The 26,756-nt window shown below is 25.6% G+C and carries 20 protein-coding genes; 13 read left to right on the forward strand and 7 right to left on the reverse strand.

Annotation, left to right across the window (positions count from 1 at the left end):
- Positions 1 to 336 precede the first annotated feature (336 nt).
- From hisD to MarbSA_RS02245, 5 genes are all read left to right on the forward strand, one after another.
- A complete protein-coding gene (gene hisD / locus MarbSA_RS02225) occupies positions 337 to 1,632 on the forward strand; it encodes a histidinol dehydrogenase (protein WP_054835846.1) in 1,296 nt (431 codons plus the stop codon).
- A 683-nt stretch (positions 1,633 to 2,315) separates the two neighbouring features.
- Positions 2,316 to 3,635: an aspartate--tRNA(Asn) ligase gene (gene aspS, locus MarbSA_RS02230; RefSeq protein WP_221061762.1), complete on the forward strand. Its 1,320-nt coding sequence runs from the start codon at positions 2,316 to 2,318 to the stop codon at positions 3,633 to 3,635.
- 430 nt (positions 3,636 to 4,065) lie between these two features.
- Positions 4,066 to 4,755 carry a queuosine precursor transporter gene (locus MarbSA_RS02235; RefSeq protein ID WP_280636284.1) on the forward strand — a complete coding sequence of 230 codons (690 nt, stop codon included), beginning with the start codon at positions 4,066 to 4,068 and terminating at the stop codon, positions 4,753 to 4,755.
- Complete coding sequence (tgt, locus tag MarbSA_RS02240; RefSeq protein ID WP_221061764.1) at positions 4,736 to 5,977, forward strand: tRNA guanosine(34) transglycosylase Tgt; 1,242 nt, start codon at positions 4,736 to 4,738, stop codon at positions 5,975 to 5,977. The genes MarbSA_RS02235 and tgt overlap by 20 nt, the downstream gene beginning before the upstream one ends.
- 84 nt (positions 5,978 to 6,061) lie before the next feature.
- Positions 6,062 to 7,429, forward strand: coding sequence for a BaiN/RdsA family NAD(P)/FAD-dependent oxidoreductase (locus MarbSA_RS02245; RefSeq protein ID WP_244987885.1), 1,368 nt, complete (start codon positions 6,062 to 6,064; stop codon positions 7,427 to 7,429).
- A gap of 218 nt (positions 7,430 to 7,647) precedes the next feature.
- Here the strand turns inward: MarbSA_RS02245 and MarbSA_RS02250 are convergent, their stop codons facing one another.
- The 3 genes from MarbSA_RS02250 to MarbSA_RS02260 form a co-directional block, all read right to left on the reverse strand.
- Complete coding sequence (locus tag MarbSA_RS02250; protein WP_221061765.1) at positions 7,648 to 8,406, reverse strand: TatD family hydrolase; 759 nt, start codon at positions 8,404 to 8,406, stop codon at positions 7,648 to 7,650.
- A gap of 33 nt (positions 8,407 to 8,439) precedes the next feature.
- On the reverse strand, positions 8,440 to 9,207 hold the full coding sequence (gene uppS, locus MarbSA_RS02255) for a polyprenyl diphosphate synthase (RefSeq protein ID WP_155930729.1): 768 nt from the start codon (positions 9,205 to 9,207) through the stop codon (positions 8,440 to 8,442).
- 562 nt (positions 9,208 to 9,769) lie between these two features.
- A complete protein-coding gene (locus MarbSA_RS02260; RefSeq protein ID WP_221061766.1) occupies positions 9,770 to 10,621 on the reverse strand; it encodes a phosphate acetyl/acyltransferase in 852 nt (283 codons plus the stop codon).
- A gap of 681 nt (positions 10,622 to 11,302) precedes the next feature.
- Between MarbSA_RS02260 and MarbSA_RS02265 the strand changes: the two genes are divergently transcribed.
- Positions 11,303 to 12,019 carry a DUF4012 domain-containing protein gene (locus MarbSA_RS02265; protein WP_042704271.1) on the forward strand — a complete coding sequence of 239 codons (717 nt, stop codon included), beginning with the start codon at positions 11,303 to 11,305 and terminating at the stop codon, positions 12,017 to 12,019.
- Positions 12,020 to 12,543: 524 nt separating this feature from the next.
- Here MarbSA_RS02265 and hemL read toward each other — a convergent pair.
- From hemL to MarbSA_RS02280, 3 genes are all read right to left on the reverse strand, one after another.
- Positions 12,544 to 13,806, reverse strand: coding sequence for a glutamate-1-semialdehyde 2,1-aminomutase (gene hemL / locus MarbSA_RS02270; protein ID WP_054835533.1), 1,263 nt, complete (start codon positions 13,804 to 13,806; stop codon positions 12,544 to 12,546).
- Positions 13,807 to 13,876: 70 nt separating this feature from the next.
- The gene (locus MarbSA_RS02275) at positions 13,877 to 14,509 is read right to left on the reverse strand and encodes a cobalt-precorrin-8 methylmutase (protein ID WP_042704275.1); all 633 of its coding nucleotides are present in this window, start codon (positions 14,507 to 14,509) and stop codon (positions 13,877 to 13,879) included.
- A 158-nt stretch (positions 14,510 to 14,667) separates the two neighbouring features.
- Entirely contained in the window at positions 14,668 to 15,069 is a 402-nt protein-coding gene (locus tag MarbSA_RS02280; RefSeq protein WP_054835959.1) for a carboxymuconolactone decarboxylase family protein, read from the reverse strand.
- A 466-nt stretch (positions 15,070 to 15,535) separates the two neighbouring features.
- Here MarbSA_RS02280 and MarbSA_RS02285 point away from each other — a divergent pair, with 466 nt between their 5' ends.
- The 3 genes from MarbSA_RS02285 to MarbSA_RS02295 all read left to right on the forward strand — a co-directional run bounded on the left by MarbSA_RS02285 (position 15,536) and on the right by MarbSA_RS02295 (position 21,094).
- Positions 15,536 to 16,198, forward strand: a complete 663-nt coding sequence (locus MarbSA_RS02285; protein ID WP_054835619.1) for a 2,5-diamino-6-(ribosylamino)-4(3H)-pyrimidinone 5'-phosphate reductase — start codon at positions 15,536 to 15,538, stop codon at positions 16,196 to 16,198.
- Positions 16,199 to 16,638: 440 nt separating this feature from the next.
- Entirely contained in the window at positions 16,639 to 18,417 is a 1,779-nt protein-coding gene (locus tag MarbSA_RS02290) for a pseudomurein-binding repeat-containing protein (RefSeq protein WP_221061767.1), read from the forward strand.
- Between the two features lie 688 nt (positions 18,418 to 19,105).
- Positions 19,106 to 21,094 (forward strand): pseudomurein-binding repeat-containing protein, encoded by a 1,989-nt coding sequence (locus MarbSA_RS02295; RefSeq protein ID WP_221061768.1) that lies wholly within the window; start codon positions 19,106 to 19,108, stop codon positions 21,092 to 21,094.
- Positions 21,095 to 21,390: 296 nt separating this feature from the next.
- Here MarbSA_RS02295 and MarbSA_RS02300 read toward each other — a convergent pair whose 3' ends face one another.
- Positions 21,391 to 22,056 (reverse strand): histidinol phosphate phosphatase domain-containing protein, encoded by a 666-nt coding sequence (locus MarbSA_RS02300; RefSeq protein ID WP_042704281.1) that lies wholly within the window; start codon positions 22,054 to 22,056, stop codon positions 21,391 to 21,393.
- Positions 22,057 to 22,463: 407 nt separating this feature from the next.
- Between MarbSA_RS02300 and MarbSA_RS02305 the strand changes: the two genes are divergently transcribed.
- The 4 genes from MarbSA_RS02305 to MarbSA_RS02320 all read left to right on the forward strand — a co-directional run bounded on the left by MarbSA_RS02305 (position 22,464) and on the right by MarbSA_RS02320 (position 26,742).
- The gene (locus MarbSA_RS02305; RefSeq protein WP_221061769.1) at positions 22,464 to 23,411 is read left to right on the forward strand and encodes a pantoate kinase; all 948 of its coding nucleotides are present in this window, start codon (positions 22,464 to 22,466) and stop codon (positions 23,409 to 23,411) included.
- A 133-nt stretch (positions 23,412 to 23,544) separates the two neighbouring features.
- The gene (locus MarbSA_RS02310) at positions 23,545 to 24,090 is read left to right on the forward strand and encodes a methyltransferase domain-containing protein (RefSeq protein WP_054835819.1); all 546 of its coding nucleotides are present in this window, start codon (positions 23,545 to 23,547) and stop codon (positions 24,088 to 24,090) included.
- Between the two features lie 536 nt (positions 24,091 to 24,626).
- Positions 24,627 to 25,421, forward strand: coding sequence for a 2-amino-3,7-dideoxy-D-threo-hept-6-ulosonate synthase (locus tag MarbSA_RS02315; RefSeq protein WP_197016931.1), 795 nt, complete (start codon positions 24,627 to 24,629; stop codon positions 25,419 to 25,421).
- A 184-nt stretch (positions 25,422 to 25,605) separates the two neighbouring features.
- Positions 25,606 to 26,742 (forward strand): 3-dehydroquinate synthase II, encoded by a 1,137-nt coding sequence (locus MarbSA_RS02320; protein ID WP_221061770.1) that lies wholly within the window; start codon positions 25,606 to 25,608, stop codon positions 26,740 to 26,742.
- Positions 26,743 to 26,756: the final 14 nt, after the last annotated feature.

Raw genomic sequence — 26,756 nt, forward strand, 5'->3', positions numbered from 1 at the left:
TAATCATTATTATAATTTAATAATATTTAAAATTGTTGCTAAATAATTTTATATAATATTCATTATAATTTTATATAATTGATTTATATAATTTATATGATTGATTTATATATTTATTAGAATTTATTTTAAATAATTTTATAGCTATTAGAGATATTACCTTTAAATTGCTTATAAATGTTTTTATGAATAATGTACAATAACATAATATTTATATCATTTCAAAGAAATATTTTATAAAAGAAATATTTAATACATGATGATTCATTTAAAAAAAATAGAGCTAAATTTATTTAGAGCTAATTAAATTTATTTTCAGAATTATAGTTGATTCATATGGAAATTTCATATTACGATAAAGAAAATTTAAGTAAATTAACAGAAAAATCTCAAGAAGATATTGAAGACATATTACCAACTGTCTCTGAAATCTTAAAAAATGTTAAAAATTCAAAAGATTTAAGCTTAATAGAATATACAAAAAAATTTGATAATGTTGAAATAGAATCATTGAAAGTTTCTAAAGATGAAATAAAAGAGAGTTATCTAAATTTAAAAGAATCAAATCCAGAGTTGCTTAATTCTCTTGAAGAAGCAAGTGAAAACATAGCAAAATTTCATAAAAAACAAATTCCACAAGAATGGGAAATTGAATTAAGAAAAGGAATAACTGCAGGACAGATAATCAGACCAATAAATAAAGTTGGTTGTTATATTCCAGGAGGAAGAGCTGCATATCCTTCAACAATTTTAATGACTGTTATCCCTGCAAAAATAGCTGGAGTGGAGAATATAATATGTTGCAGTCCTCCACAAGAGAATGGTAAAATAATGGATGCAATTTTAGTTGCAGCAGATATTGCTGGTGCAGATGAAATATACAAGGTAGGTGGAGCTCAAGCTATTGCTGCTATGGCCTATGGAACAGAATCAATACCACAAGTTGAAAAAATTGTTGGACCTGGAAATATATTTGTTACTGCAGCAAAAAAACTTGTTTATGGAAACGTTGATATTGAATTTCCAGCAGGACCTTCAGAAGTTTTAATAATAGCAGATAAAACAGCTAATCCCGAATATATAGCTTATGATATACTTTCACAAGCAGAACATGATCCAAATGCATCATGCTATCTTGTTACAGATAACTTAAAATTAGCAAAAAAAACTAAAAAAGAGATAGAGTTAAAAACTAAAGAAGCTAAAAGAAAAGAAGTTATTGAAGAATCTTTAAAGAAATTTGGAAAAATTATAGTGACAAAATCTATTGAAGAAGCTGTTGATATATCTAATGAATATGCTCCAGAACATTTGATAATAATGACTAAAAATAATGAAGCAGATGAAAAAATACTGAAAAAGATAAAAAATGCTGGTTCAATATTTTTAGGCAAATATTCTCCAGTAGCTGCTGGAGATTACGGTTCTGGAACAAATCATGTTCTCCCCACAGATAGAGGCGCTAGAATGTATTCAGGACTTTCAACAGAATCATTCTTAAAGAAGCCTACAGTTCAAACAATTACTCAAAAAGGTTTAAAATCTCTTGAAAATGTTGTTGTTCCAATAGCAGAATATGAAGGATTTTATGCTCATGCAGATTCAATTAAAGTTAGATTAGATAAAAAATAGAACTAATAATAGAAATAATAAAAATAATAAAAATAGAAATAATAGCAATAATATTAATAGTAATAATAGTAATAATAAAAATAATAATGGAGATTATAATAATACTAATTATTAGCACTAATACTAATATTAAGGTAATTTTTAATAAAGTAAATAATAGAATTAAAATATTTAAATAATAAAATAAACAATAATTAAATAGCTATAATAGAATAAGAATTATTAGAATATTTATTATTAAAATAAAAACTTATAGAATAATTATTAATAAAATAAATCATAATAAGACATATAATATTGAAATAACTAATAAAAAACAACTAATTAATAGTAGTTATTTAAAAAAACATTTAAATATTAATTTGATTAATATTATTTCATTATGGTCTATGCATTTTTAGATTTCATGAAATTTAATATTAATAAAAATTTTAATAGTATTATAGAGATATTAATAGAAATAATGAAAAACAACTAATAATATTCATAATATTATTAATATGACTAATAGTACTAATAATTTAATTATTTAATTTAATAATTAATTTAATAATTAATTCAATTTAATAATTATTAACTTTAATAATATTAATTTACTATTATCTATCTAGTATCTATAATAATAACTGAATTTAATAGCAAATTAAAGTATAAAAGACTTATAAGATTACAAAGGTGAAAAATTGACAAGATTATCAGATATATGGAGAAGAAGCCATTATACAAAGGAAATAGATGAAAATATTACTGGTGAAGATGTTACAGTTATGGGATGGGTACATGAAATCAGAGACCTTGGAGGCATAATATTTGTACTTATTAGAGATAGGAGTGGAATGATACAATTAACTGCTCCAAGCAAAGAAATAGAAGGAGAATTATTAGATAAAATAAGAAAATTAAGAAAAGAATCTGTTATTGGACTTAAAGGAAAAGTTCAAGAAAGTGGAAAAGCACCTAATGGTGTTGAAATCATCCCTTCTGAAATAAAAATATTTAGTCTAGCTAATCAACCATTACCAATGGACCCTACTGAAAAAGTTAAGGCAGAAATTGATACTCGACTTGATTCTCGATTCATAGATCTTAGAAAACCAGTAGTAAGTTCTATATTTAAAATAAAAAGTAAAATGTTACATACTGTTAGAAATTTCTTTGAAGAAGGAGGATTTTTAGAAATAAACACACCCAAACTTGTAGCTTCAGCTACCGAGGGAGGAACAGAATTATTCCCAATTACATACTTTGAAAAAGAAGCATTTCTGGGTCAAAGTCCCCAATTGTATAAACAGATGATGATGTCAGCTGGATTTGATAAAGTTTATGAAATAGCTCCAATATTTAGAGCAGAAGAACATGATACTCTTCGTCATTTAAATGAAGCTATTTCAATCGATATGGAAGCATCATTTATGGATGATGTTGATGTTATGAAGATATTAAATGATCTTGTTCAAAAAGTTATCATAGATGTTAAACAAGATTGTAGAGAAGAATTAAAAACTCTTGAAATGGATTTAGATATACCAGAAGGCCATTTCGAAGTTTTAAAATATGATGATGCAGTTGATATGATAAATTCAAGAGATGTGCCTATGGAATGGGGTGAAGATTTATCAAGAGCAGCTGAAAAAGCACTTGGAGAAATGATGGATGGTTACTACTTCTTAACAGAATGGCCAACTGAGATAAAACCTTTCTATGTAATGCCAAATGAAAAAAATCCTGTAAAAAGCCATGCATTTGATTTAATGTATAAAGATCTTGAAATATCTTCAGGAGCTATGAGGGTTCATCAGCACGATCTTTTAAGAGAGAAAATAGCTGAAAAAGGTTTAAATCCTGATGCATTTAATGGATATTTGAGAGCGTTTGAATATGGAATGCCTCCTCACTCAGGATGGGGTCTTGGAGCTGATAGATTTAACATGACTCTAACTGGATTAGATAACATTAGAGAAACTGTTCTATTCCCAAGAGATAGACGTAGATTAACTCCTTAATCTCTGTTTTTCAATCCTTATTCATTAATTATTATATTTTTTAGCTTTTTATTTTTATAATAAGTATTTTAATAATTCTTATTTTATTATAGCTATTTAATTATTGTTTATTTTATTGTTTTATTTATATTTGAACTTTGAAAGTTTATTTAAGTAATTAATAGAGAATTAGTTAGTAAAATAGATAGTAAAATTATTTATTTATTATTCCTCTTTTATATACTTATTTTCATTGTTTTTTCTAAAAATTGTATAAAAAGTTATATTCAACTTTAAATTAATATAAAATTAGAGATTGAAATAATTAAACAACTAATGGTCATTTTATAATCTTAATAAGATTTATTAAAGAAAATTAGCTTTGAGGTTACATATGATTAAAAAAGAAAAAGTGATTTTGAAAGAAAAAATGACATTGAAAGAAAGAATAATGTTGTATTTGGTTAGTAAGTTAAAAATTTCTCAATCACAGCTTTTTGCAATTTTAACAGCACTAACAGCTACTGTTTTAATTGTCAGTAATCTTGCTAGCACTAAAATGTTTGATTTTTTTTCAACTGGACTAGTTTGGGACGGTGGTGCGATACTTTTTCCTATTTCTTATATTTTAGGAGATATAATTACTGAGATTTTTGGTTTTGAGCGTGCCAAAAAAGTCATCTGGACAGCATTTGCAATGAATTTAATTGCTGTTTTGGCATTGTTCATCGTTCAAATTTTACCTCCAGGACCTGGATGGGAAAATCAAATAGCATATGAAACAATTATAGGTTTTATGCCACGTATTGTTGCCGGCAGTTTGATTGCTTTTGTTAGTGGACAAATTCTTAATTCTTATGTTTTTGTTAAAATTAAAAAAATTACTAAAGGTAAACACTTTTGGCAAAGGGCAATTGGCTCAAGTTTGGTTGGTGATTTGGTTGATACTGTGATTTTCACTACCATTGCATTTATTGGTACAATTTCAACCTTCCAATTTGTGGGATTATTGTTAATTGCATATATTTCTAAAATCGTTGGTGAAACACTATTATTACCTGTGACTTATGGAGCTGTTAAGCTATGTGAAAAATTAATGATATCAGAAAAAGTGATGGAAAATGAATCAGAATCAGTTTAATTTTGAAATTAATGCTAAAATTCCAGGTGCATTAGGTAGAGCAGGTGTTATTCATACTCCTCATGGTGATATCCAAACACCTGCTTTTGTTGTTGTTGGCACATATTCTAAAGTTAGGTTCTTACCACCATATCAATTTAATAATATTGGTGCTCAAGCAATGATTAGCAATGGGTTTCACTTATCAAAAATCTCTAAAGACATTGAACAATATGGAGGATTGTCTAAATATTCAGAGTATAATTGTCCTACTATTACTGATAGTGGTGGATTCCAAATTATGTCATTTGGTAGTGGACTAGGTAAGGTTATCTCAATGGACAAGCGAAACATTGCTCGTGAACAATTTAAAGCAGAAAATAAAAATCGTTTGGCAAGAGTAACAGATGAGGGAGTATATTTCAAGACAAATGAAACCGCAGCTGAAAAGCTTTTCACCCCTGAATATTCAATGGAATTTCAACATAAAGTCGGCGCTGATATTATTATGGCATTCGATGAATTGACGAACATTGGTGATAGTAGAGAATATAATGAAAAAGCACTTAACCGTACCTATGAATGGGGAGTTCGGTGTTTACTTAAGCATCAAAAATTGACTGGTGAACATGCTGGAAAACCTTATCAGGCCCTTTTTGGTGTCCTTCAAGGAGCACATTATCAAGATTTACGAGAAAAAGCTGCTCGTGACTTAGGAGCATTAGATTTTGATGGATATGGTTTGGGAGGTGCCTTTGAAAAGGAACACCTATCCGATATTTTGTTTTGGTGTAATAGGATTTTACCAGAATCAAAACCACGCCATCTTTTGGGTCTTTCAAAACCAGATGATATTTTTGTGGGAGTGGAAAATGGATGTGACACATTTGATTGTGTGGCACCGACTCGTGAGGCACGGCATGGTAAAGTTTATACTCTTGATGGAGATATTAATCTCAGAAATGCAAAATTTAGAGGTGATTCTTCTACTTTGTTTGAGGGTTGTCAGTGCCCAACTTGCAAATCTTCTTACACAAGGGGAGAAATTCGTAAATTATTAAAAAATGAAGGTGGTTTAAAAACTTCAGAACAGATTATGGCAGATAAAAAACTTGCTATGGAGCTCATAACCACTCATAATGTCTATTTCATCATCAGACTCACCCATCAAATCCGTCAATCTATATTTAAGAAAAACTTTTTTGATTTTCGTGACGAGTGGTTAAAAAGGTATTATGAATAGTAAATTATAGTAATTATTTATTAAATAATGTAAACTTATCTTATTCCTATATTGTTGGAACTATGGAACTTATTGAGTGAAAAGATGAAAAAAATGAAAAATTACAAAGTAGCTATTGTAGGTGGAGGTCCAGCAGGAATGATAGCTGCAATATCAGCTGCCAAAGAAATTAAAACTCCTTACAAAGTTGTATTAATTGAAAAAAATGAGAAATTGGGTAAAAAACTACTTTTAACTGGTGGAGGAAGATGCAATATAACAAATCTTTCTCCAATAAAAAAATTAATAAATCAATTTAGAAAAGAAGATAAATTATTCCTTAAACATAGTATCTACAACTTAAATAATCATGATTTGTTAAATATATTTAGAAATAAAGGATTAGAATTTAAAGAAGAAGAAAACGGAAGATGTTTTCCAACAACTGAAGATTCAAACTCAGTTTTATCAATCTTAAAAGAATATTTAGAAGAATTGAATATTGAGGTTCTATTAAATTTTCATGTGAAATCTATAATTAAAAAAGAAAATGAAAGATTAAAAATAAAATTAAATGAAAAAGTAAATGAAACAATAGAAGAAAAAAACAATTTATTTCGCATTAGCACAAACAAAAAAGATATTTTCTGTGAAAAAGTAATATTAGCTACAGGAGGAAAAAGTTATCCTCATACAGGTTCAAATGGTGAAGGATATAACTTAGCTACTAAATTTGGACATTCTATATCCCAATTAATGCCAGGAGCAACACCATTAGAAATAAATGACCCTTATCTTAATAAACTTTCTGGAATAACACTAGAAAATGTTGAAATTTCATATAAAATAAATAATAATCAAGCAATTGAAAAATGTAAAGTTGTTAAAGTGAGAGGAAATATCTTAATAACTCACTCTGGATTATCAGGACCTGGAATTTTGGATATTAGTAATCATATATCCTTAGATAATCAATGTGAATACAGTAAACTTACCTTAAACGGTGTTTATATTGAAATTGATTTGATTCCTAATATTAATGAAGAAAAACTGAATGAAATGATAATAAAAGATTCATCAACTAATGGAAAAACAATGATAAAAAATTATCTCAAAATTTATCTAAAGAATAGATTTATAGACTTCTTCTTAAACAAATCACAAGTAAGTGGAAATAAAACACTTAGTAATATGACTAAAAAGGATAAAAAAGCTATTATTAATGCTTTAAAACATTTCAAAGTTAAAATAAATAGTATGAATAAAAAAGCATCGATGATTACATGTGGAGGGGTCAAAATTAACGAGATAAATCCAAAAACCATGGAATCAAAAATAAGTGGAGTTAATGGACTTTATTTTGCAGGAGAACTTCTTGAAAGTTATGGACCTACAGGAGGATATAATCTACAAATCGCATTTTCAACAGGCTATCTAGCTGGAAAATCTGCAGGAGAGTCAGTTATCCAATAAAAAAAACATACATTAAAAATAAAATAAAATAAAAACTAAAAATAAAAAGAAATTAAGAATAAAGAAATAAAAAAAATAAAAACCAAAAATATAAAAAAATAAAGAGATGAAAAAATAAAAAAGAAATAAAAAAAGAAAAAATTCTAAAAAGGTTTTAAAAAAGTTTAAAATGGTCTTAAAAAAGTTTAAAAAGGCTAAAAAGATTTAAAAAAGCTTATTTAAATTTTAAAAACATTTTTAGCATTTTTTTCAGTTACTTTATCAATATTATCAACTGATTCTTCTTTAATTTCAGCTAATTTCGAAGCAACATACAAAACATTAGATGGTTCATTTCTATCTTCCCTGTTTGGAGCAAGATAAGGACTATCAGTTTCAGTTAAGATGTTTTCGATTGGTATTTCTTTAAACAAATCTTGATGGTGTTTTGAATAACAAATCATGGTTGAAATTGATGTATAATAACCTTCATCAATTAATTTTTTAGCTGTTTTTAAACTACCACTATAACAATGAAATATAACACTAGGAATATCATCATATTCTTTCACTATATTAAATGCCTTTCTTTCACAATCCCTAGCATGTATAAGAAGAGGTTTTTTATATTCATTAGCTAATTCTATGAATTTTTTAAATGTTTCAGCTTGTTTAGCTCTTTCAGATTTATCTTTAACATAAAAATAATCCATACCAACCTCACCAATGGCTAATATTTCATCCATATGATTTTTCATTTGATCGATAGACAGATTTAAATCTTTATCACTAATCTGTCCAGAACTAACTGGATGGAAACCAAAAGTAGGGTAAATAAAATTAGGATTTTGTTTTGAAAGGTTTAAAGCTCTTTCGTTTCCTTCAATACTAGTTCCAGAGTTTATAATTGCAGAAAGTTTTTTCTTAGCTCTTTTAATTATTTCTTCCCTATCATTATTAAATTGCTCAAAATCAACATGACAATGAATATCTATCATCAAAATTCCTCAATAAATGATTTAAAAATTTATTTAAGTTCCATATCTCCTTTCTCTTTGTTGATAGTCACGAATAGCTCTTAAAAAGTCAACTTTCCTCAATTCAGGCCATAAACTATCACAAAAGTACAATTCAGAATATGAAGACTGCCATAAAAGAAATCCACTTAAACGTTCTTCTCCACTTGTACGAATAATTAAATTAGGATCCTCCAACCCCGCAGTATATAAATTATCACTAACTGTTTTCTCATCAATCTCGTCTTTAGTAATTTTTCCTTCTTCAACTTCTTTAACTATTTTCTTTATTGCATCAACTATTTCAAGTCTACCATCATAACCAATAGCTAAATTAAAAAGTTTTTTATTATAATGTGAAGTGGATTCTTCAGCTTCAAGTATAGCTTCTCTTACATTTTCTGGTAAAAGATCAAGCCTTCCTACTACTTTAACTTTTACTTCATTATTATGAATCTTTTCATGTGCAACAATTCTTTTAAAGTTTTTTACAAAAAGATTCATCAAACCTTCAACTTCTTCGGAGGGCCTATTAAAATTTTCTGTGGAAAATGCATAAGCAGTTACAATTTCAATTCCAAGATCAATACTCCAATCAAGAACTTTTTCTAATGTGTCAACACCAATTTCATGACCCTTAATAACATTTATATTACCTTGTACTCTAGAATACCTTCTATTACCATCCATAATTATAGCTATATGCTTAGGCATACTATTAGGATCAAGTCCTTTGGATATATACCATTCATAAAGTTGATATATTGGTTTCATCAATTCCATAATTTTTCCCTTTCTTAATACACAAATTATCAATAAAAAGATAATATTCAAAATTTTAGACTAATTTAGTAATTATATTAAATAGTTTATTATATTAAATAGTTTATATTAAAGCTTTTAGATTAAATCTTAGAAATATTAATAGAATAATTAATTAGATAATTAATAAGATACAATAATTAGCTCTAATTCTAAAATAAAGTTTAATTTTGAAAATAAAATTTATTTATAAAGACTTTATATTATATATACATTTATATATTAATTTTATATACTAATTTTACATCTTAATTTATTAATTGTATAACTGATTTATTAATCTTATATAATAATTTTAGATTATATATTTTACAATAATTTAGATTATTATATATTAAAATTAAATTAATAATATTATATATTTATAAAATTAATTATTTATAAAATTAAGTATTTACAAAATTATAATACTTATAAAATTGTAATATTTATAAATTATTTATAACTAATATTATAATAAGAATATTATGATAATTGTTTATAATTATCATTTTATAAAATTAAATATTTATAAGATTAAATATTATTTATTAGCTAAATTATATGCAAAGGTCAATGCTCTTAAATATCCTTTTTCTGATTGATCACGGCTTGTGTCAATAAATATTTTTTCACTACCCAAAGCTATGGCACCAAAACTCTCCCATGAATTTATTAAGACAAGTGTTCTAAATATTATATTCCCATTGATTCCATCAGGAGCAATAATTATATTATTTTTATCAGCAATAGCTTTTTCTATTAGAATATAATAATTTTTTATAGATAATCTGTTTAAATTTGTAGATATATTATTTAAATTGTTTTTTGAGGAATTAAAACTAAAAAAAGCATTATAAGCAGGGTTTGATTCTTTATCTGAAAAAAAATCATTTATTTTCTTTACTAAAATTTCACTATCTTTGATTGATCTATCAATTTCAGGGCTTCTTCCAAAATCTTCTTTTCTTCCACCAGCCAAAATAGCAATTTTAGGGGTTTTATTTATTTTTAACATGAATTTAACTGATTGAAGAATTAATTGAAATTTTTCATCAATATTATTTCCCTCATCAATTCCAACAGGTCCAAGCAAAAATCCATTATAATTTAAATCAATATTATCTTTAATGTCTTCATGTATTTCATTGTTAAATCTTATAAAACTTGCCCTATTAACTGACATCCCTTTATTTAGATTTTTAATATTTTTCAGTACTTTTGAAGATTTTAAAGAACCTCTAACAACAGCATCAATAGTATTATCTTCCATGGCAAAAATTAGTTCTTCATCAGAATAAGCTAATTCTATTTCTATATCCTCATTTTTACTTAATGCTTTTTGTGCCAAAATAACATTTTTATTTTCACCACAGCCTACCACAATTTTTACCATATAACCTACCAAAACTTTTAATGTATAAATTTTATTGTACAAATTACATTTTGTATTATAATTATTATATTTTTTTTATATTTTTATTAAATATAATTTTTATTAGATATAATCTTTATTAGATATAATAATACTTATTTAAATAATTATAATAATTTTATTTAAAATTTTATTAATAATAAGAATTTATAATATTTTTAATAATATGGTTTAATTAATATGGTTTAATTAATATTACTAATTAATGTGGTTTTTAACAGTATTTTTAATAATAAGTATTTTAATAATATTTTTAATATAAAAAATTATATAAAAAAGATTATATAGAAAAAAATATTTCATAGAAAAGATTATATTCAATGAAGACATATATTATATAGATTAAGTAATGAAAATATCATTACTTTTTCATAATTAACTACTTTTTAAGATAGTTTATTTTTAGAAATAATAGGAAAAAATATGTTGTTTATCCTATAAAAAACAATTTTTTATAATAGTTAATAAAGCTATTTAAAATAATTAAAGTGTATATTACTCTATATAAGTAATATATATCTACATAATTATATTATCTCTAATTATGATAAAATTGTTAAAATAAATTAAAAATAAAAAAATAAACGAAAACTAAAAAATAAAAAGCAATTTTAAATTTACTATTTTGGGAAGGGATAAAACATGGAAAGAAAAAATAAACTCATAATTGCAATTACAATAGTGGCTGCAATTGGAATACTTGCTGTTGTTTGGGGAACATTTTTAGGAGGCCCTGATTTATCTCAAGGAGATAAGAGCATTTTAGTGTTAGCTGTTGATGAAGGTGAATCAAGACCAGGTATGGGTGCTGTAGATATGGCATTTGTTATAGACTTGAAAAATGGAAGTATATCTAATTATACACCAATTTATCCAGGTGGTAAAACTCATCCAACTCAACCTGAACCTGCAGAAGCACAATCACAGGGAGCTGGATCTAAGCTTTTACTTCATGATTCATTATGGGGTACTAACACTCAACAAGGAATGCAATATGCAAAAGAAATTGTTGAAGCTAATACAAATATGACACCTGATGCTGTAGTAGCAATAAATACTGAAGCATTAGATGCAGTTATACAAGCTGCAGGCCCTATAAAAGTTGATGGACAAGAAACAAATATTAGTGCAATAGATCTTGTACGAGAAAACGATGAATTACATGGAGGATCCATGAGCAGAGGAGAAGCTGTGATGGCACTTGCTTCAGCACTTTCAACTGCTGCAAATAATCCAGATAAACGGAATGCTATGGTTCAAGCTGCTTTAGATCAGTATTCTAAAGGCAATATTGTAATGATTCCACAAGGATCATTTGTTGGCCTAATGGCTTCTAAAGGATTAGGATCTGTTTTATAATAATTAGACTAATTATAGTCTAATTTTCTATTTTTTAATATTTTATTATTTTTTAATCTTTAATTATAATTTCTATTTATTAATTTCTAATTTTGTCTAATTTTGATCATATTTATTCTTTAATTTCATTATCATTAGTTTTATTATCTTTAATTTTATTCATATAATTTATATTTACTATTTTTGAGATGATTTAGTTTTAAATATTATTTTTAATACTATTTTAGCTAATACCTAATACTACTTTTAATCAATTTTATCTTTATAATAATATTATAAATAAAAACAAAAATAAAGTCAAAAAATAAAAAAGTAAATCTAAAAAATAAAAAAGTAAAGCTAAAAGTGAATAATAGAAAATAAAGTATCTAAAAAATAGGATATTTTATAGAAAATAAAACTAAATATAATAAACTAAAAAAATGAAAATAAAGATAATAAAACTAATGATAATAAAATTAAAGATTAATAACTAAGTTAATTTTCAAAATGAAAATAAATAAAAGGAATGAAAAAAATATTTTTTATTTCCAAGCAATTTTTAGAGAATCCTCAATAGCAATTAATAATTTTTCTATATCTTCATTACTATGAGAAGAGGATAAAAAATTACATTCAAACTGACTTGGAGGTATAAAAATACCATTATCCATCAATTCATGGAAATATATAGAGAATTTTTCAATATCTGATTTTTTAGCTATTTCATAATTTGTTACTTTTTCAATATTGAAATATATTTGAAACATTGAAGCTAAGCCAACAGTCTGGATATTTAAATCTAAATTATCAACAATTTCAGATATTTGATTTCTTAAATAATTTCCTTTTTTATTTAAATTCTTGTAAAAATCTTGATCAAGTTGATTCAATGTAGAAATACCAGCTTTTACTGATATAGGATTTCCATTAAATGTTCCAGCTTGATAAACATTTCCTTCAGGAGCTATCATTTCCATTATCTCACGTTTTCCTGCAAATGCACCCATAGGAAATCCTCCTCCAATAATTTTACCCATAGTAACAAGATCAGGAGTAATAGAGTAATAAGTCTGAGCTCCTCCACTGGAAAGTCTAAAACCAGTGATAACCTCATCAAAAATAAGGAGTATATTATTTTCTTCAGTGATTTCTCTTAAAAACTCTAAATATCCATTATTTGGTTCAACACATCCAATATTACCCATTACAGGCTCCACTATTACTGCAGCTATATTATCTTTCTCATCAACAATGAGTTTTTTTAAAGCATCTTCATCATTATAAGGACATGTTAAAGTATTTTTTGTAGTGTCTTCTGGAATTCCAAGAGAATCAGGAAGAGCTGCTGCTCCAGATCCAGATTTCACCAAAACATAATCATGAGCACCGTGATAGCTACCTTCAAATTTAACTATTTTATTTTTACTAGTGCAACCTCTAGCTAAACGTATTGCACTCATTGTAGCTTCTGTCCCAGAATTCACAAATCTTATCATTTCAGCACAAGGTACTCTATCAATAACCATTCTTGCCAATTTTATCTCGTTTTCAGTTGGTGCTCCATATGCAGTTCCAATACTCGCTTGACTGCAAACATTATCAATTACACTAGAGTCAGAATGACCTAAGATTAAAGGTCCATATCCCAAACAACAATCAATATATTCATTACCTTCAACATCCCAAATTTTAGATCCTTTAGCTTTTTCTATAAAAACAGGATATGGTTTAAATGCACGTACTGGAGAATTAACTCCTCCAGGAAAATATCTTTTTGATTCATTGAATAAATCTTTTGAATTCATAATACATCACTAAATACAATTTAATTAAATAAAAACCCTAATTTAACAATTAATTCATAAAAATCCTAACTTATTTATTAATATTTTTCATAGTCTGAATTAAAGAATTAACACAAGCTACAGCTACAGGAGTTCCACCCTTTGGCCCTTTAGTAATAATATTAGGTATTGAACTATTTTTCAACTCTTCTTTTGAATCAGCTGCTCCAACAAATCCAACAGGCACCCCAACAATAGAAGAAACATCTAATTCATTATTATTATATAATTCAATAGCTTTATAGAGTGCAGTTGGAGCATTTCCAACAACAATTATTCCCTTAAAGTCATTTTGAGCTGCAAATTCAATAGCAGCAGCAGCTCTTGTAATTTTTTTATCCTTAGCTATATCAACTACTTCACTGTTTTTAATAAAACACTCAACATTACCATCATATTGAGTAATTCCTGATTTAACCATATTAATATCAGTTAAAATATCTTCATTATTTTTCAAAGCTTTTAAGCTAGAGTTAACAAATTCAGAACTGATTAAAACTAATTTTGCATATTCAGGATCAGCAGTAGAGTGAACTATCCTTTCAACAATGTCTTTTTCCTCGTTAGAAAGGTTTTTAATTTCTTCAGAAATTAATGACCTTACAATTTCCCTACTTTTATCAGCTATATCATAACCTTGCTTAGTTGATGCTCCCATAAACATATTATACCCCTAATGATAATATAAACATTTATATAATAATTATAATTATAGTGATTATAATAATTATATTGATTATAATGATATAATGATTATAATGGACATAAATAATTATAAATAATTATAAATTAATATAACTTTTGGTTATAAATCAATGAATATTAATCATTTTCATTATCTTTTAATGGCAGTAAATCTTTTTTCTTAAAAACTTCTTTAGCTGCAAAAATACCATTTATAGCTGCTGGAAATCCTGCGTAAGCAGACATCTGAATTATAACTTCAACAATCTCCTCAGGAGTATTACCTACATTAAGTGCAGCATTGATATGATTAGTTAATTGTCCTTTGGCAGTTCCTAAAGCAGTCAGAGCTGCAACTGTAGCTAATTCTCGTGTTTTTAAATCTAATCCTTCTCTAGTATATATTTCAGAGTAAGGAAACTCAACTATAAATCTACCTAGATCTGGAGCTATATCTTCTAATTCATCAAATAATCCATTGATAGCATCTTTATTAGTTATTTTAAGAATTTCCATTCCTTTTTTATATCTATCTTCCATTAAATCATCACCTTAATTTAGATATGTCTAAATTAGATATTTATTAAAATAAATATTTTTTATTTATTTTTCCTTTATTTACTACCATTATTTACTATTCGAATAGTTATTATTAAATTATATACTATTTTTCAATCATTTATTATTTCATTTCATTTATTATTTCATTATTTATAGATTATATAATTATATTTATTATACAATATTATTATACATATTAAATAATATAAATTTTTTAAAATAAAAAGATTTTTAAAAATAAAAAATTTTAAAATAAAAAAGTTTTTAAAATTAATTCAAAGAAACTTTAAAAATAATAATGTTTTTAAAATAAAAATATTTTAAGATAAATAATTAATATAAAAATACATTAAAATTAATTAAATATTTAAAATTAATTATAATAAAAGTACTTTAATATAATAATTAATAAAAAAGACAATATATCAAAGACAAGTGTGAAAACATGCGACCTTATGTGATACTAAATGCAGCTATGACACTTGATGGTAAAATAGCTACAAAAACAGGGAGTTCTGAAATATCTGGTCTGGAAGATTTAAAAAGGGTTCATGAACTTAGAAAAGAAGTTGATGGGATAATGGTTGGAATAAATACTGTTTTAATGGATGATCCTAGATTAACTGTTCATAAAATAACTTCTGAGAAACTAGATAATCCCATTAGAGTAGTTGTTGATAATAAAGCAAGAACACCTATTGAATCGAGAATATTGAATGATGATGCTTTAACAATCATAGCAGTTTCTAATAAAGTTGAAACAGACAACATAATCTTTGAACGCTCAAAAGCCCTTAGTGAAAAAGCTGATGTATTCTATTCTAAAGACCCATCAGTGAACTTAAAAGAATTAATGAAGTATCTCTACTCAAAAAAGATTAAAACCTTAATGTTGGAAGGAGGATCTACTTTAAACTTTTCAATGCTAAGAGAAAACCTAATTGATGAAATAAGGGTCTGTGTAGCTCCAATGGTTGTTGGAGGCAAATATGCTAAAACATTATTTGATGGAGATGGTTTTGATTTCATGAAAGAAGCCATCAACCTTGAATTAAAAAATAGCTATCAGTTAGGAAAGGATTTAGTACTGGAGTACAAAGTTCTGTGATTTTATTCTAAAAAAAAAGGTTTATGTGCTTATTTTAATATATAAAAGTTTATAAGCTATAAATTCAATAATAGATATAACATTAAATATTAAGTTAAATAGCTATATTCTAATTTAGAATGAATATTAGATTGGATATTTTTATTCCAATAGAATTCATTTTTTAATTTTAGTTATATTACTATTAATGCATGACTCTACATTATAGTGATATAATAGAATATTTAATATAGATATAAACTATCTATATTTATTTAGTAAAATAGTATTAATTATTAATGAATTAATAATATAATCTGTAAATTTATTGATAAAATATTATTAGTTTATTAAGTGTTTTATGAATTACTAATTTAATTAACTTAATTTAATGGGTTATTCAGTTAATAAAACTAGTAAAATAAAAACTAGTTATAGAGTCTAGAGGTGGAAGAATTAAATTGAGAAAAAAGACATTTATTATACTTATATTTTGTCTATTTTTCATTGGAATAAGTGCAGGTTATGCTAGTAATGCGACTGATTATAGTTCAAATTTAGGAGAAAATAATATAGAAAGTAACAATATTCAAGATATAGCTCAAGAAAATGTAAATAATCTTAGTAGTACAAATGAAAGTGCAAACAAGGTTAAAAACACTTCTAATACTAATTCTAATATTAATACTAATAATAATACTAATAATAATCCTAAAACTACTGTAACTGGTAAGGCAGCTGCTGGTGAACCTAGTAAATTAACTCAAAGTCAAATATTGAAAGCATCTAAAACCATCAATACTTATATAAAAAAGTATAAAAAACTACCTAATAGTATTACTATTGGAGGATATAAGTTTTCAATGCCTGAATATATGTATATATTAAGTAAATATATACACTACCAATATAATCAAAAATCAACATCAGTAACTATAAAATATAATGTTAAAAATCCAAGTAATCCGACTGGAGTTACTATAAAAGGTTCATTAACTAAAGCACAATATTATTCATATTCAAAAAAGATAATAAAATATATAAATTCCAATAATAGGATACCAAATTATTTAACTACAAAATTAGGAACTATGCAGTATCAAACTGTAATATCAATGCTAAATAAGATAGTATATTTTAAATCTGTTAAAGGGTATTTACCATCAAAAATAACTGTAAAAATATCAAAAAATAACAATATAAATAAAGTAATTCCAAAATATACACGACTTATAACACCATCAAAACCTACTGTGAGTAGTGGAATAAGTTTAGCTGATATAAAAGACGCTGCGTCTAGAGTAAATGCATTTGTTAATCAAAACGATGAATTGCCAAATTATGTAGAAATAAATTCTAAAAAATATACAATGTCTAATTTTTTATATTTATTGAGTTGTGCAATCACTAATATTAATAGTGGTTCATCAAGTGGAATTAGTTCTATTTCTGTAAGTAATCCAACAAAACCTGCTGGAAATTCAATAAATGGTAAATTATCCAAGGCAAATTTTGTATCTCTTGCAAAAAATGTTACAAAATTTATAAAATCTAACAAACAAGCTCCAAATTATGCAAATTCTCCAATTGGGAAAATTCAATTCCAAACAATCGTGTGGGAATTTTCAAAAATAATAGAGTATTCATCTAAAAATAATAAATTACCATCATCAGTAACTATAAATGTAAAATCTAATAACCCTATTAATTCAGGTGGTACTGGTGGAGGTAGTTCAGCAAAAACTACAGTATTAAACGATAAAAATACATTCAGTACCAGTGAACTGCAAAAATATCTAAAAAACACAAAAAATTGTCTAGTTACTAACTCTGAAATACAAAAATTAGCAACAAGCATAACAAAAGATTGTAATAATGACTTAGAAAAAGCAACAGCCATATATAACTGGATGCAAAAAAATATAGACTACAGTTTTTATTACGATACTAAATATGGAGCTGTTAAAACATCTCAGCTTAAATATGGAAACTGTGTAGATCAAGCACATTTATCTATAGCTCTTTACAGAGCATCTGGATTAGCTGCAAGATATGTACATGGAACATGTACTTTCTCCAGTGGAAATGTTTATGGTCATGTTTGGGTACAAGTTCTTATAGATGATACTTGGACTGTTTCTGATACAACAAGTTCAAGAAATGACTTAGGTGTTGTAAATAATTGGAATCCAAATACATATAAACTTAAATCAGGTAAAGTAGCAGAAATATTATTCTAATACTTACCTTCTTTTTAATTATTTTTTTATAGTTTAGAATTATTTTTTAGAATTATTTTTTAAAGTTATTTTTTATTTAGATATATTTTTTATTATTTTTTATTTTTTTAATTATTATTGATTATAACTAATTATTATTTGTTATTATTTACTATTATTTACTATTATTTGTTTTTGTTTGTTATTATGGATTATTACAGATCATTGTGTATTATTATAAACTATTGTAGATTATTCATTATTATTTCTTACTTAATTCTTATCTATTTTTATTACTCTATAATTATTCCTAAAATATTTTTATGAATTAACTTAAATATTCTTATAAATTAAAAATTATATTAATTATTGATTTTAAAGTATTAATTTAGATTATATTTATAGAGAATGCTGATTATTGGTGTATTTAATATTAAAATCCTAATAAATAATATAAACTTTTATACAGCAAATAAAAAAGACAATGCAATAATAATAGAATACTCTTGAAATAAGATTAATAGTTGAAAAAAAAGCTGCAATGAGAAAAAACAATACATTTATATTGTTTAAAAGACAAAACAATTAAATACTCAGTTTTAGAGTTATATTATATGAAATTTTATAAAAATTTTAAAATGTTCATACAATATAAAAAAAGCTCTTTAATTGAGAAATTGGAGGTAAAAAAATTTCGAATAGGGTAAAAATGTTATTTGTATTTATTGTACTACTCATTATTGCAAATAGTAGTTTAATATATGCTAGTGACACAAACGATACTATAGAAAATCTTTTTACAGAAAGTGCGGATAATTTGCCTGAGGATTCAATAAGTACAAATGATAATTCAGACCAAGATATTATTAATATAACTAACGAAAATATTAATAATATTAATGAAAATCAAAATGATATCGAATCTTCATCAAATAGTTCAAATGATTCAGTCTCAGAATCTTTAGAAACTAATAATAATTCAGACTATAATAATAGTCAAATAAATAATTCAAGCGAAGGAAATTCTGAGAAAACAAACCAATTAGGTAATACTTCAACAACAAATTCGAATAGTGCAGTTTTAAGCAGTTCTGATACAACTATCTTAAAAACCCTCGCTACTTTAACTTCAACAGTTAAATTTAGTAATAAAGATATTATGTCTGCAGCAACTGAATTAAAGAAATACGTTGAAAAAAATGGTAAACTTCCAGATTATATAACTCTTTGCGGTGAAAAAATATCTATGGGTGAATTTTTATATTTACTCTCTAAATCCATTATAAATTTAAATGGAGGCAGTAATTCAGATATAACTGCAAAAAATGTTAAAGATCCAAGTTACCCTAATGGTGGTGTAACTAATGGAAATTTATACAAAGCTGGTTATGTTGACTTAGCAAAAAGAATTGTTTCATTTACAGATAAGAACAACCAAGCCCCAAACTATGGAGGTTCAACTCTTGGAAACATACAATTCCAAACTATGATTTATGGATTTGCTAAGATAGTAGATTACTATAAAAACAATAAAGTAATGCCTAACTATGTTTCATTTGATAAAAAAATTTCTACTACTTTAAATAAAGTTGTACCTAACTATAATGGTAAAAATGGAATTACAGTTGGTAGTTCTTCAACAAATGATAGTGGTACAGGTGGAAATAGTGGATCAAACGGTTCATCAAACTCCGATACAATCAGTTTAGCTAATATTAAAGATGCAGGAGCTAGAGTAGAAGCATTTGTTAAAAACAATGGTGTTCTTCCGAACTATGTTGTAATTAATGGAAAGCAATATTCAATGACTGACTTTTTATATTTAGCATCAACTGCAATTGTTAATATAAATAAAGGTGTTAGTAGCGGTGTTGTAGCTAAGACCTTTAAAGCTCCTTCAAATCCTACTGGAAGCTCAATAAATGGAAATATTTACAAAAATGACTTTGTAGATTTAGCTTCAAGAGTTTCAGCATATATGGTTAAAAATGGTCAGGCTCCTAACTATGGAAGTTCGACATTAGGTAATATGCAATTCCAAACCTTAATATTAGGTTTTTCAAAAATCCTTGAATTCTCAAAATCAGAAGGGAGATTGCCAAATTATTTAGCCTTAAATGTAAAAAGTACGGATAAATTAAATGGAGGAAGTGGAAGTAGCGGAGGAAGTGGATCTGGTTCTATTCCTACAGGTCCTTTAAATGAAAAAAATACATTAAGTGCAAGTGAATTACAAAAATACTTAGTAGCAACTACTAATTGTCAAGTAAATAATGCTGCAATAAAATCATTAGCAGCAAGTTTAACTAAAAACTGTAAAACTGAACTTGAAAAAGCAACTGCAATATTTAACTATGTAAGAGATAATATAAAATATAGTTACTATGAAAATTCTCTTAGTGGAGGAAATGGTGCTGTAGGAGCTTTAAATAGAAAATGGGGAAACTGTGTTGACCAAACCCATTTATTGATAGCTTTATCAAGAGCATCTGGTTTAGCTGCAAGATATGTTCATGCAGACTGTATTTTCACAGTAAGTGGAAAAGTAGGACATGTGTTTGCACAGATAAAAGTAGGTGACACTTGGGTATTAGCAGACACTACTAGCTCACAAAATAGCTTAGGTACTGTTAAAAACTGGAATGTCAATACATATACCTTAAAAGGACAAGGAAAATCCGCAAGTATAAGCTTTTAAAAAAGTTAGACTTTAAAAAAGTTTATTATAAGTAAAATTAAAAGATTTTAAAAAATTAAACAATTAAAGAGGAATTATTCCTCTTATTTTTTTTATTAAATTTATTTTAAATATTAAATATACTAAAACTAATTTTAGATAATAAATATAAAACTATTTCTTATATTGGATATATTAAAACTAGTTATATTGAATAAAATTTATAGTTAAATAAATATAATAATATCAATATTATATTAAATATATTTTTAATATTACTATATTTTTAATTTTAATTTATTTTTACTGTAACTAGATTAAATAATATTTCTTTTTTTAAGAATTTTAATTGGGTTATCAATTAAAGCTTTATCAACCTGTTTTTCAGATAGTCCAGCACCTAAACCAATAAATTTAGCTTTTTCAAATGTTATTAAATCATTAGGAGCATGAGCATCAGTATCAATTACTAAATCAGCACCAACATCACAAGCTACTTTAGCTACATGGCCATTAGCTAAACTATGACCTGCTCTTGCACTAATTTCAAGAAATATATTATTATCTTTAGCTATTTCAGCTTCTTCATGAGTTATAAGACCTGGATGAGCTAAAATATCCACATTCTCAGATTGAACTGCAGCTAAGTTAGTTCCAGGAATAACTGGTTCAGATAATGTTTCTCCATGAACAACAATAATCTTAGCTCCAAACTCCCTTGCCTTTAAAGCTAAATTATCAATAACTTCAATAGGAACATGAGTTATTTCAGCACCAGGAACAACATTAATATCCCAATTTTCATTAATATCATCAAGAGCTCCAGCTAGTTTAGATAAAGAACTTATATTCGAAGAATCGATATGGTCGGTTATAGCAATTGTTTCATGGTTTAAAACTGCAGCTCTTCTAGCTAATTCAGAAGGAAGTAATTCACCATCACTAAATAAGCTATGCATGTGTAAATCTATTCTTTTATTCAAAAATATTTCTCCTTAATATGTTTAATAACTGTTTAATGATTAAATAATGAAATAATTTATTATCATTCTATAATTTTATTATTATAATACAATTAATTATATTATACTAAAAATAAGTATATAAATTAAATATATAATAATTTGATATATAATAATTAGATATATAGTAATTAAATATATAAATATATAATTTTATTAATAATATATTTTATTATTAAAATACTTATTGCATATTATTCATTAACTGTCAAAATATTTATTAAAATTATTTATTAAAATTATTTATTGCATTTAAAAAAGAATTTAAAAATGTTTTAAAAGATTTTAAGAAAGCTATTTTAAGAAAGCTTTTAAAAAAGATTAAAAAGACTTTAAAAAGTTTTAGAATAAAATTAAAAGGAATGAATATGAAAGTTTCTATTTTTGTGCCAAGTCATATAACTGGATTTTTCAGTATAAAAGAAGATGAAAATCCTTTAAAAAAAGGTTCTTGTGGAGCAGGGGTCTTAATTGATAGTGGAGTTAAAACAAGTATACAAACCATAAAAAAAGAAAATAATGAAATTCATCAAATTCAAATTAGAATAAATGGTAAAAAAGATCCAAAAAATGAGTTAATAACTCTAAAAACAATAGAAATATTGAAAAATTATATTATTAAAAATAATGGAAAAAATAATGGAAAATTTGAATTGAAAGATAATATAATTATTAATCATGAAATAAATGTTCCAGTAGGATCTGGATTTGGTACTTCAGCTTCATGCTCATTTGGAACAGCTATTGGACTATCAAAAATCTTTAATTTAGATTTATCTAATAACCAAGCAGGTCAAATTGCTCATTTAACAGAAGTTGAACTTGGAAGTGGATTGGGAGACGTTTTGTCTCAAACATCAAAAGGTATTGTTATTAGAACCTCTCCTGGAGCACCAAAAATTGGTAAAACAAATATTATAGAAGATAAAAATAATTTTTCTGATATATTAGTCCTTACAAAAACATTTGGAGAAATAGACACTTCAAGCATTATAAAAAACCCCAAAAAGAAGAAGGACATAAATAAATTTGGTCTTATTATGCAGGAAAAAATAATTAATAATCCAACAATTGAAAATTTTATGGATTGCTCATATGAATTTGCAAAGAAAACAGGATTGATGAATAAAGAACTTTTGAAAATTGTTAATGAATTAAAAAAATGTACAATTGGAGCATCAATGGCAATGCTTGGAAATACAGTATTTGCAATTGCAAAAAAGGAAGATTTAGGAAAAATTCAAAAGTCTGATAATTTAAAAGCTATTGATTTTAAAATATCTAAAATATATAATGATAATATAAAAATTGATTGATAATATTAAAGTTTGATTAAAGTATGAAAATTAATCAATAATATAAAATAATGAATAATATTAAAATAAGAATAATATTAAAAAGTTTAATAATAATATGACAGGATTTAATTAAAATAAAGCTAAAGATAATATGATACTAATTAGTTATGACATTAAAGTGTATAGAAAGCAACTAAAAGAGGTTTTAAACGAAGGAGATACAGTAGTTGAATTAGGGTGTCATGTTGGAAACACAAGTGAAATAATAGCTAAAAATATTAAAAATGGAAAGTTAATTGCATTAGACAACAGTCCAGAAGCAATACCTAAAATGGATATTTTAGCTAAAAAATATAACAATTTAAAATTTATCAGTGGTGATGTTCGCCTTCACACCACATTAGAAAAAGTATATAAAAATTTAAACAAGTGTGATGTTCTTTCTGTTGATCTTGGAGGAGGTTATCATCCAGATACAACATTTAAAGTATATTTTATATGGGCATCATTATTAAAACCTAAAATAACATTAATTAGAAATAGAGGACTTATAGATTTTGTTAGAAGTTCTAAAACTGAAGAAGTGTTTGAATCTAATGAAGGATGGTTAGAATCATGTGGAAATGAAGGTATACCTCCACAAATAAAAGAGTTTGAACTTTGGAGTCCTAAATTAAATAAAAACAAAAAAAGTTAATTGATCATAATATTTTTGTATGTTAATTATAATTTATTAATTTATTAAATACAATTCATTAGTATAGTAATTTTAATATTATTAATTATTAATCTATTAATTACAAAATTATTAATTTATATTAGTATGATTAATATTATTAATTTCATAACTTAATAACTTCTTAATAACTTAATAACTTAATAAATATCATAATTATTAATTTTTATAATATTTCTATATGATTTTATATAATCTTATATAATCTTATATAATTTTTATTCAATTTTTATATAATTTTTATATTTTTATTAATATTAAATTGATTTTATTAATTATCATTTTTATTATAATATTCATATAAGCTTATTAATATTTATATAATTAAAAAATATTTTATAGTTAAAGAAATATAAATACTTTTATTATTAAAAAAATTATAAAAATACTTTTAAGTTAAAGCTTAAATCTATCTTAAAGCTTAAAAAGGTTATTAGCTTAATAGGATTAATCTTATTCAAAAAAATAGAAAAGTAGAATTTATAGGAGAATGGCTAATTATGATTGGAAAAAGGATTCGTTTAGAAAGAATCATAGATAGAAAAACTAATAGAACTGTTATTGCACCGATGGATCATGGAGTATCAATTGGCCCTGTTAAAGGTATAGTAAATATGAGTGAAACAATTGAAAGTATCTCTCGTGGAGGAGCGAATGCAGTTTTAATGCATAAAGGAATAATCGAACAAGGTCACAGAGGATATGGTAAAGATCTTGGTCTTATTATACACTTATCAGCTAGTACTTCACTTAGTCCTGACCCAAACAATAAAGTTTTAGTTACATCTGTTGAAAAAGCAATTCAGCTTGGAGCTGATGCAGTATCAGTACATGTAAATATTGGTTCAGAAACAGAAGCTGAAATGTTAATGGAATTGGGTGAAATAGCTGAAACATGCAGTCAATGGGGAATTCCACTACTTGCAATGATGTATCCAAGAGGTCAAAAAATTAAAAATGAACATGATGTTGAACTTGTAAAACACGCAGCAAGAGTTGGATCTGAACTTGGTGTTGATATTGTTAAAACAAACTATACTGGTGATCCAGATAGCTTTAAAGAAGTAGTTGAAGGAGCATTAGTTCCAGTTGTAATAGCTGGAGGACCTAAAGTTGAAACTGATAGAGAATTGTTAGAAATGGTTAGAGATTCCCTCGAAGTTGGTGGTGCTGGAGTTGCATTTGGAAGAAACCTTTTCCAAGCTAAATCTCCTGGAAAAATTACAAAAGCTATAGCTGAAGTTGTTCATAAAGATTTAGATGTTGAAGAAGCTCTAAAAATATTAGATTAAAAAAATTAAATTAAATCAAATAATCTAAAATATTGATTAAATAATTTAAAACAAAAATAAATAATTCAAAATAATCTAAAACATGGATTAAATAATCTAAATATTAATTAAGTAATCTAAAATCTGAACTAAATAATTTAAAATATCAAACTAAATTTTATTAACATATTAAGGAGATCTTGCCTTGAAAAATAAATTTGCTTGGATAATGACCCCTGATATAAAATGGGAAGAAAAAAAAGAACTAATAACAACTGGACTTGAATCTAGAATCGACCATGTTTTAGATTTAAAAGACATCAACAATATAAAAAAATTAGGAAACATTGAAGTCATAAGCGAAGATGAAAATGCAGATATATCCATTGTTGGTATCAATGGAGAAGGTGATGGAACTCTTCAATTAGGTAATGATACTGATTTAAATGATTCCAATGACTTAAAAGTAGCTAAAAGCTATAAAAATAAGGGGAAAAAAGTCGTAGCTTATGTTGAAATTAATAGTAAAAAACATGAAGAGTTAGCTAGAGTCCTTGGAAAAGTTGTTGATTATTTAATTCTCGTTGGAAAAGATTGGACAATTATCCCCCTTGAAAATATAATCGCAGATCTTCAAGGTGTAGATGTAAAATTAATAGCTGCTGTAAATAGCCCTGAAGAAGCTAAACTAGCTATTGAAACCTTAGAAATTGGAACTGATGGAATAATATTTAAACCAAAAAGCTTCAAGCAAATAAAAGAAATAGCTAAAATAATTGAAGATGCATCTACTGAAAGATATGAGTTAAAAGAAGCAACAGTCACAGATATTAAGCCTGTTGGAAGTGGGGATAGAGTATGTATTGATACAACCTCAATGTTAATTCCTGGAGAGGGAATGTTGATTGGATCATACTCAAAAGCTATGTTTTTAGTTCATAGTGAATCTCTTGAAAGTGAATATGTTGCATCAAGACCATTTAGGGTAAATGCAGGTCCTGTACAAGCTTATGTAATGGTACCTGGAAATAAGACAAAATACTTATCTGAACTTGAAACTGGTGATGAAGTATTAGCTGTTGATAAAGATGGCAATAGTAGAACTGTTATAGTAGGAAGGTCTAAAATCGAAAAGAGGCCTCTTATATTGATAGAAGCTGAATTCGATGAAATTAAGATAAAATCTTTATTACAGAATGCTGAAACAATAAGACTTGTAAATGATAAAAATGAAGCTATCTCAGTATCCGATATTCAAGTTGGAGATAAACTTAAAGTATTCATTGATCAAGGAGCAAGACATTTTGGAATGTCTATAGAAGAAAATATAATTGAAAAATAATACTTTAAACACAA

It is taken from the genome of Methanobrevibacter arboriphilus, assembly GCF_019669925.1.
In the GTDB taxonomy this organism is placed as follows: Archaea; Methanobacteriota; Methanobacteria; order Methanobacteriales; family Methanobacteriaceae; genus Methanobinarius; species Methanobinarius arboriphilus_A.

What these genes read in the sequence shown, in the direction of transcription:
- MarbSA_RS02245 (WP_244987885.1), top strand. Translation starts at nt 6,062, where the DNA reads ATGAAAAAAATGAAAAATTACAAAGTAGCTATTGTAGGTGGAGGTCCA.
- uppS (WP_155930729.1), bottom strand. Translation starts at nt 9,207, where the DNA reads ATGGAATTGATGAAACCAATATATCAACTTTATGAATGGTATATATCC.
- MarbSA_RS02260 (WP_221061766.1), bottom strand. Translation starts at nt 10,621, where the DNA reads ATGGTAAAAATTGTGGTAGGCTGTGGTGAAAATAAAAATGTTATTTTG.
- MarbSA_RS02280 (WP_054835959.1), bottom strand. Translation starts at nt 15,069, where the DNA reads ATGGAAGATAGATATAAAAAAGGAATGGAAATTCTTAAAATAACTAAT.
- MarbSA_RS02310 (WP_054835819.1), top strand. Translation starts at nt 23,545, where the DNA reads ATGATACTAATTAGTTATGACATTAAAGTGTATAGAAAGCAACTAAAA.
- MarbSA_RS02305 (WP_221061769.1), top strand. Translation starts at nt 22,464, where the DNA reads ATGAAAGTTTCTATTTTTGTGCCAAGTCATATAACTGGATTTTTCAGT.
- hisD (WP_054835846.1), top strand. Translation starts at nt 337, where the DNA reads ATGGAAATTTCATATTACGATAAAGAAAATTTAAGTAAATTAACAGAA.
- MarbSA_RS02235 (WP_280636284.1), top strand. Translation starts at nt 4,066, where the DNA reads ATGTTGTATTTGGTTAGTAAGTTAAAAATTTCTCAATCACAGCTTTTT.
- MarbSA_RS02295 (WP_221061768.1), top strand. Translation starts at nt 19,106, where the DNA reads ATGTTATTTGTATTTATTGTACTACTCATTATTGCAAATAGTAGTTTA.
- tgt (WP_221061764.1), top strand. Translation starts at nt 4,736, where the DNA reads ATGAATCAGAATCAGTTTAATTTTGAAATTAATGCTAAAATTCCAGGT.
- MarbSA_RS02285 (WP_054835619.1), top strand. Translation starts at nt 15,536, where the DNA reads ATGCGACCTTATGTGATACTAAATGCAGCTATGACACTTGATGGTAAA.
- MarbSA_RS02265 (WP_042704271.1), top strand. Translation starts at nt 11,303, where the DNA reads ATGGAAAGAAAAAATAAACTCATAATTGCAATTACAATAGTGGCTGCA.
- MarbSA_RS02275 (WP_042704275.1), bottom strand. Translation starts at nt 14,509, where the DNA reads ATGTTTATGGGAGCATCAACTAAGCAAGGTTATGATATAGCTGATAAA.
- hemL (WP_054835533.1), bottom strand. Translation starts at nt 13,806, where the DNA reads ATGAATTCAAAAGATTTATTCAATGAATCAAAAAGATATTTTCCTGGA.
- MarbSA_RS02250 (WP_221061765.1), bottom strand. Translation starts at nt 8,406, where the DNA reads ATGATAGATATTCATTGTCATGTTGATTTTGAGCAATTTAATAATGAT.